Raw genomic sequence first — 6,655 nt, 5'->3', positions numbered from 1 at the left:
GCGGGGCGGCCCCATACGGGGCCGCATGCCGAACCTGCGCGGGGCGGCCCCATACGGGGCCGCATGCCGAACCCCGTCCCGCCCGGCCTGCCCTACCGCGCCCCCGGCCCCATCCGGGGCCGGGGGTACGGGAGTTGACGTGACGTCACCGTGCCCAGCTACTCGGGGGCCGGGCGGACGCCCGGCCTTGCCTACCGGTAACCGTGGTGGGGGGTACGGGTGTTGGGTGGAGGGGGGTGGGGCCATACGGCCCCGGGAAGTGACGCGAATCCCCGGTACAAGCCCACCCGGCCAACCCGCACACACCCCCCAGCCCACCCCCAGACCGGACAGGACCGGCCCGACACCCCCACCCGCGCACGGGGCCCAGCCCGGCAGGACGGGACGGGGGCGCGGCCCGGCAGGACGGGACCGGGTGCGGCCCGACGGGCCGCACAGACAGCCCACACCCCAAAGCGCGGGCCGGACACACCAGCCCGCCCAGCCCGACAGCACAGCCCGCACACACCAGCAGCACCCACACAAGGCCCAGCCAGCCCCAGCACACCGGAGCGCGGCCCGGACGGGCCGCACAGCAGCCCCGCCAACCACCCACACCCACACAAGCCCTGACGAGCCACCAGACCGGGACGGCAGAGCCGAGCAGACACGCCACGCACGGCACGCGCCCGCCGCACCGAGGCGCAGAGAGAACCACCCCCAAACCCCCGACGCGCGCCCCGCCGACTCCCTTCCCTCCCTCCACTCAGACAGGGAGAAGAAGGGGCGCGCAGAGGGGGTTGTCAGCATCGCGAAGGTTCGCAGAACCCGTCCTGAGCAGGGAAGTTGCCACTCTGTCCCGACGAGTGCCGGATGCCCTGCGGAGGGGTGTGCGGAGGACGGTACGGAGAGGGGTGCGGCAGGGGGTACGGAGGGGCGGACGGCAGGACCGTGGCATGCCGTCCGGGTGAATTTCGGCGCGGGGCCGGAAAACCGCTGCGCGGTGATCCCCGATCCGCTATATTTGCTTTATCGAAACCGCCCGGGTGGCACCGAGGCGGTAGCCCGAATCAGCAACAGAGAGGACTTCCCTCGTGGAGATCGTGATCAAGGGTGGCGTTGTCCGTGCCGTCGCGTCCGGCCCGAACACCCCGGCGTCGCTGCTCGCGCTGGAGATCGCTACCTACCTGCCGCTTCCCTCCCTCCTGGAGGGCGCGCGCATCCTGCACGACCAGGACGAGAACCTGACAGCCATTCAGCTTCCCAGCCACGCCGGTCCCGTGCTGGTCGTGATGCCCCCGGCCGAGGACTTCGAGTTCAGCATCCTGCACGAGGCCGAGACCGGCCGCCGCATCCTCGGAGCCGTCCGCCCAGACCGCCGCACCAGCAACGCCCGCCAGATCGCCTACTGCGTCACCGAGTTCCTGCGCACCCGCGCCCTGATCTAACCCCGCCGCAAGGCCCACGCGGGGCGGCCATCCGGCCGCCCCGCCCACCCCGAGCAGCAGGAGACACAACCCATGAGCACCACCACGCCGCCCTACGTCGATCCGCACCCCACCCACGCGCGCCCGCCCATGCCCTACACCCGCGCCGAGGAGGAGCAGGCCACCGCCGCGTGGAAGGTGATCGTTCGCCGCGTGCTGGCCCGCTCCGCCGCCCCGGTCCGATCCCGTAGGGCCGAGGCCCACGCCCGCCGGGCGTTCATCCTCGGGTACGTGCTTGGTACCCGCTTCGGCGATCCCGGACCCGCCGAACGCGGCGCGCACGTCCCCCTGCGCAGCGCGGCCGTCGGCGTGTGCACGGCACTGGCCGAACCCGAAGTCCCCCCGGTTGGGCAGTTCGTGAAGTACCAGGGCAGCCGCTACGGCGCGTGGGGCACCTACTGGGTGCAGGCCCGTCGAGGAGACCGCCGACCCCGCCACCGGCCGCACCCGCGTCCACCTCACCCTCTACCAGGGCACGGAGCGCCACCTCTCCCGCGTCAACCCCGGCAGCGTCACCGCGCTGCCCGGCCAGTGGTGGGAACCGGCCGCAGCCGGCCACTGACCCACCCCGCCAGGCCGGCCCCCCGGGCCGCGCCACGCGCCCGCACGCCCCCACGGGGGCCACCCCCGAAAATCGGTGGCCCCCATCCCAAATTTCATGCATTATCGAATCAGCCCGGAATGGCAGCCGGGCAGCCCGCATCAGCAAGGAGAAGGAACATGCAGGAGCAGTTGACCGCCCGTGCCGCCGTTGTGACGCCGCAGGAGGGCGGGACCGGCCCGGCCCGCAACGCCTCCCTCGCGGACATCGCGCAGGCCCTCACCGCGCAGCAGGGGCGGAAGTTGGACATGGTCGTGAACGCGAGTGCGCTGCGGTCGGAGGGCGGGATCATCCGGGTGGCGGGGGTGGAGCCGGAGATCACGGCGGACGGGGTGACGCTGCACGACCGGTTCCGTCCGACCGAGGTCGCGGACGAGGGGATCTCGGAGAAGCTGCGGATTCCGCTGGCGTACCTGCGGCGGATGCGGGCCGAAGTGCCGGACCTGTACGACGCGAACGTGAACGCGTGGCTGGCCCGTGAGGCCGCCTCCCGACGGTTCATGCTGCGCACCTTCACCGGGAAGCGCGACGAGCCCGGGACGCTGCGCGCGTTCGTCTCCGACCAGTTCAAGGTGATCGACAACCTTGACGTGCTGCTGGCCGTGCTGGGCGGGATCAAGGAGTCCGGGCACGAGGTCACCATCACCGGCTGCGATCTGACGGACCGTCGCATGGTGGTGCGGATCGAGTCCGAGGAGGTCCGCGCGCACGCCCCCGCCCTGCTCAAGGGATACCGCTCCCCGTTCACCGGCCAGAGCGGGGACGACCTGCCGATCGTGTCCGCCGGACTGGTCATCGCCAACAGCGAGGTCGGAAACGGTGCCTACACCATCACGCCCCGGATCGTGGTCCAGGTGTGCACCAACGGCCTGACCATCACCAAGGACGTCATCCGCGAGGTCCACGTGGGGGCGAAGCTGGACCACGGCATCATCCGCTGGTCCCACGAGACCCAGCGCAAGAACGTCGAACTCATCACCGCGCAGAGCCGGGACGCCGTCGCCACCTTCCTGGACCGCGCCTACGTCGAGGCCAAGCTCCGCGAGATCGAGGAGCAGGCCGGGAAGCCGGTCACCGACCCGGCCAAGACGGTCGAAGTGATCTCCAAGCGGCTCAAGTTCACCGACACCGTGCGCGAGTCCGTGCTGAACCACTTCATCCGGGGAGGCCAGGTCACCGCCGGAGGCATCCTCCAGGCCATCACCGCCACCGCCCAGACCCTCCCCGACGGCGACGCCGCGTACGAGCTCGAAGGCCAGGCCCTGACCGCCATGGCGCTGGTCTGACCCACCCCTCCCCCACCACCGGGCCGGGCGCACCACGCGCCCGGCCCGGCCCCTCCCACACGCGCACAGACACCCCCGAGGAGCCCCCGTGCAGAACCCCGCGCTGGACGAATTCGCCGCACTCGTCGCCCACTTCACCGGCACCACCCCCCAGCCCCAGGCCGAGCCCGAGCCGCAGGAGACGCCCGCACCGCTCACCAAGCCCGAGGCCCAGCCGGACGAGGCCCCCGCCACGGTCGAGGAAGCCACGCCCATCGAGGGTGAGCCCGCCACTCCGGCCACGGGAGACGCCCCGCCGGTCGAGGAGACCGAGCCCGCGCCGGTCGAAGCGCAGGCCGACCAGGAGGCCCCGGCCAACCCCTATCACCGGCACGTCGCCCGCGCGTGGCACGGGCTGATGACCGAGGAGGCTTGCCCGTGCCCGAAGGCCCCGTGCGGACTTGTCGACGAACCCAGCGCGGACCCCGACTGCCGCCAGCACCACCCCAAGTACGCCCGCACGATGCGCCAGGCCCACCACCCCGACCGCTGCCCCGGCCCCCACCCGGCCACCAGCGAGGCCGCCCAGCCCGAGCAGCCGAGCGAGCCCGCGCCCGACCCGGAGCCGGAGGCGTGGCACACCGGCCGGGGCGAGCACGGGGACGTGTGGATCGAGGACCTGTGCCGCTGCAAGAAGGAGCCGTGCGGACTGGTCGACCCGACCCGCGCGGACCCGCACTGCGAGCACCACGCCCCGGGTGCCGCCCGCACGATGCGGCAGGGACACCCCGCGTCGCAGTGCCCCGGCCACAGGCCCCACCCCCGCGCCATCACCCGTGCCCAGCAGGCGAAGTACATCCGTGAGCAGCTGGCCGACCAGTGCCGCCAGGAGGAGCGGTTGGCCCGGCGGCTGGCCGAGGCCCGCGCGGTCCGAGCCGCCACCGAGGACTGGCTGTACCAGGCCCTCATGGAGCCCGAGACCACCAGCGGCCCGATCGTGCCCACCCACGTCGCCCTGGAGTTCGCGCACCGCTTCGGCCGCCACGGCGCGCTGTTCAACCTCCCGCCCTTCCTGTCCGAGTCCGAGAGGGGCGCACTGGCCGAAGTGCTGGACGCCCTCGGCGCACACGGCACCGCCCAAGCGTGGCGCGACAGCGCCCCACCCACCGAGGACGACTAACCCACCACCACCGGGGGCGCAGCCCGCACGCTGCGCCCCCGCCCCGCCCCGCCCCGCCCCGAGGAGGAACTCCCGTGCTGTATCCCGACGAGGAGCCGTGCGAGGACTGCCAGGCCCCGCCCGGCAGCCCGTGCCGCCCCCAGTGCCCGAACGGGTCAAGCCCCTACGACCCCCCGTATGTCCCGCCGGAGCAGTGGCAGCGCCCCGCCCCGACCGCTGGGGGTGAGCGGGAGTGCTGACGCTCACTCACTCCACCGCCGCAGGGACCGAGCTGGAGTGCCCGCACCCGCGCGACCAGGTCGCCCCCGTGCTCCGGCCGATCGGATGGCGGCCCCGCCCCGACGGGCGGTGGCGGCTGCCCGGCACCGCCGGACAGCCGGCCGACCCACGCCGCATCGCCCTCACCACCGCCGCACTGCGCCGCCGCGGCTTCACCGTCACCACCCCGCCCGTCCGCACGCCCGCACGCCGGGCGCCGCGCCCACGCCACTGATCTGACGAGACCCAGGAGAGCCCCGTGCCCACCCGTTACCCGAACCTGCCGCCCGTCCCCGCCGACCGCTGGAACGCGCAGACCACCGGCCCCTCCGAGGCCACCACCAGGAGAACCGCGATGACGCCCACTCAGCCCGTCCCCACGACACCGCCGGACGGCTACACGATCCCGCCTCAGGTCGCCCGGCTCGTCGAGCACGCCCGCACGCACGGCTGGCGCACCCTGCTCCAGTGGGACACCGAAAGCGCCGAAGTCCCCTTCCTGACCGTCCAGGTCGGACGCCGCGCCGGTGCCGACGACGGCCCCGGACCGTACTGGTGGTACCGGCTCACCTGGCACAACCGCGACCTCCCCCACGGCCGCCTACGCCTGTTCCGCTCCGGAATCGCCCACACCCCCACCCAGCCGAAGGCCCACGACGCCCCCAGCATCCGCGCCATCCACGAGGTCATCACCGCCCACCCCCTCCCAGCCGCAGAGCAGCCGTGAGCGCCGACGTCACCGCCGCCGAACACGTCGCCGACCTGCTGGCCACAGCACGTTCCTGCCTGGACCAGATCCCCGCCGACGCCGACCCCGACGAAACGCAGCGGTGGCTGCATGCCGCCGTCAACTGGGCGGCCCGCGCCCTGTCCTGGACCGAACGCATCCCCCACCCGCAGCAGCGCGCCGAGCAGGAGACCGAAGCCCGCACGCTGCTGGTGCGCGCCGCCGTCCGACTCGCCCACGCCGAGGCCACCTCCACCGGCCGTCGCTGCTGCCCGGACGTTGAGGAGCTGCACCGCCAGCTCGCCGCCCAGTTCAACGGCGCGGACGGGTGGGCGGGCGGCGATGTTGTCCAACTGCTCAACGACTGGTTCGCCGCGCGCTCCCTGCCGCTGCCTGACTGACGCCCCGTCACCACCCGTATCCCGAGGAGGACTCCCGCATGGCCACCACCCGCAAGCAGGCACGCAAGCTGGCCCGCTACCTCTCCCAGCGCGGCATCCCGGCGGAGTCCGCCCACATGGGCGGCGGCCACTGGGCCGCGCAGGTGCGGGTGTGGCTGCCCGACCTCAGCCCCGCGTTCCTGCACCTGGGCCCGGACCTGATGCCCGTGCCCGAGGGCGAGCACCCCACCACGTGGGACCTGGTGCGCCCCGACGGAGACACCATCCTCAGCGGCGGGTGGGCTGCAGCCCGCCGGCGCGAAGTCCTGCGCGAGGTCGGCGCGTTCCTGCGCGCCATCGACGCGCTGGTCCTGGACCCCGCCGCGCCGGTCGACCATGCGGCCGTGCAGAAGGTGATCCGCTCCTACGTGGACCGGTGGACGTGGACCATCGCCCGCGACACTGCCCGCTACGCCCGCGCCCTGGTCAACGGGCAGGTCAGCGCCGACCTGCGGGACGTGGACGCCATCGTGGCCGCCGTCCCCGAAATCAACGAGGGCGGCGAAGCGGCCCTGTGCGTCGAGGCCATCCACGCACTGGCCGCCGGGGCGTTCTACGTCGAGCAGTTGAACACCCGCTACGGCACCGGCCACGACGGCGTGTGGAGCTTCTACGGCCCCGAGTTCCCCCAGCACCGGATCACGCCCGAACAGTTCCACCGCGCCTTCCACGGCGACGTTGTCGCCGCCGCACACGCCTTCCTCCGCTCCAACGGCGA

7 protein-coding genes are annotated in these 6,655 nt (G+C 73.3%); all 7 read left to right on the top strand.

The window, feature by feature from the left end:
* Nucleotides 1-1,073 precede the first annotated feature (1,073 nt).
* Entirely contained in the window at nt 1,074-1,427 is a 354-nt protein-coding gene (locus ACFP3V_RS30325; RefSeq protein ID WP_380590538.1) for a hypothetical protein, read from the top strand.
* Nucleotides 1,428-2,186: 759 nt separating this feature from the next.
* The gene (locus ACFP3V_RS30320) at nt 2,187-3,353 is read left to right on the top strand and encodes a DUF932 domain-containing protein (RefSeq protein ID WP_380590535.1); all 1,167 of its coding nucleotides are present in this window, start codon (nt 2,187-2,189) and stop codon (nt 3,351-3,353) included.
* A gap of 88 nt (nt 3,354-3,441) precedes the next feature.
* Complete coding sequence (locus ACFP3V_RS30315) at nt 3,442-4,512, top strand: hypothetical protein (RefSeq protein ID WP_380590532.1); 1,071 nt, start codon at nt 3,442-3,444, stop codon at nt 4,510-4,512.
* A gap of 232 nt (nt 4,513-4,744) precedes the next feature.
* Complete coding sequence (locus tag ACFP3V_RS30310) at nt 4,745-5,005, top strand: hypothetical protein (RefSeq protein ID WP_380590529.1); 261 nt, start codon at nt 4,745-4,747, stop codon at nt 5,003-5,005.
* 24 nt (nt 5,006-5,029) lie between these two features.
* Nucleotides 5,030-5,497 (top strand): hypothetical protein, encoded by a 468-nt coding sequence (locus ACFP3V_RS30305; protein ID WP_380590527.1) that lies wholly within the window; start codon nt 5,030-5,032, stop codon nt 5,495-5,497.
* Nucleotides 5,494-5,898: a hypothetical protein gene (locus tag ACFP3V_RS30300; RefSeq protein WP_380590524.1), complete on the top strand. Its 405-nt coding sequence runs from the start codon at nt 5,494-5,496 to the stop codon at nt 5,896-5,898. Before ACFP3V_RS30305 ends, ACFP3V_RS30300 begins: the two co-directional genes overlap by 4 nt.
* Before the next feature lie 38 nt (nt 5,899-5,936).
* Nucleotides 5,937-6,655 (top strand): hypothetical protein (locus tag ACFP3V_RS30295; RefSeq protein ID WP_380590521.1); only part of this gene is annotated, 719 nt, incomplete at its 3' end.

Source organism: Streptacidiphilus monticola (assembly GCF_042658505.1).
Taxonomy (GTDB): domain Bacteria; phylum Actinomycetota; class Actinomycetes; order Streptomycetales; family Streptomycetaceae; genus Streptacidiphilus; species Streptacidiphilus monticola.
The sequence above is the reverse complement of the archived record's forward strand: the minus strand, read 5'-3'. Positions and strand labels throughout refer to the sequence as shown.